This is a genomic window from Streptomyces sp. MBT65 (genome assembly GCF_016612545.1).
Lineage (GTDB): Bacteria > Actinomycetota > Actinomycetes > Streptomycetales > Streptomycetaceae > Streptomyces.
Map to the genome: position 1 here is coordinate 1 of NZ_JAENRY010000702.1, position 729 is coordinate 729.

A 729-nucleotide genomic window follows, 5' to 3' on the forward strand; every position below is an offset into this window, starting at 1 on the left:
GCCCCTCCCCCATGCCACCCTTGACCCATGCCTGAAGGCGACACCGTCTGGCAGTCCGCGAAGCGCCTCCACAGGGCCCTCGCGGGCAAGGTGCTGACCCGTAGCGACCTCCGCGTGCCCAAGTACGCCACGGCAGACCTCACCGGCCGCGCCGTCCTGGACGTCACACCCCTGGGCAAACACCTGCTCACCCGTATCGAGGGCGGCCTCACCCTCCACTCGCACCTGCGGATGGACGGCACCTGGAGGGTCTACGCGAACGGTCAGCGCTGGAGCGGCGGCAGCCCGGCCCACCAGATCCGCGTGATCCTCGGCACCGACGACCGCACGGCCGTCGGCTACCGCCTCCCCGTCCTGGAACTCCTCCGCACAACCGAAGAACACCGCGCCGTGGGCCACCTCGGCCCCGACCTCCTGGGCCCCGACTGGAACCCCGAGAAGGCTCTCGCCAACCTCCTCGCGGATCCCGCCCGCCCCCTCGGCGAGGCCCTGCTCGACCAGCGCAACCTGGCCGGCATCGGCAACATCTACAAGAGCGAACTCTGCTTCCTCCTCGGCGCCACCCCCTGGCTCCCCATCGGCACGCTCCCCGCCGACCGCGCCGCGAAGCTCCCCGCCATCGCCAAGTTGCTCCTGGAAGCCAACCGCGACCGCCCCGTCCGCAACACCACAAACACCGTCACGAACAGCTCCCGGAACCAACCCCGCACCACAGCCCCGGCCCCCCAC

1 protein-coding gene is annotated in these 729 nt (G+C 71.2%); it reads left to right on the forward strand.

Annotated features, from left to right (window positions below; translation table 11 throughout):
• Positions 1–27: 27 nt before the first annotated feature.
• The coding region (locus JHN63_RS51685) for a DNA-formamidopyrimidine glycosylase family protein (protein WP_200692029.1) at positions 28–729 on the forward strand (702 nt) is incomplete at its 3' end.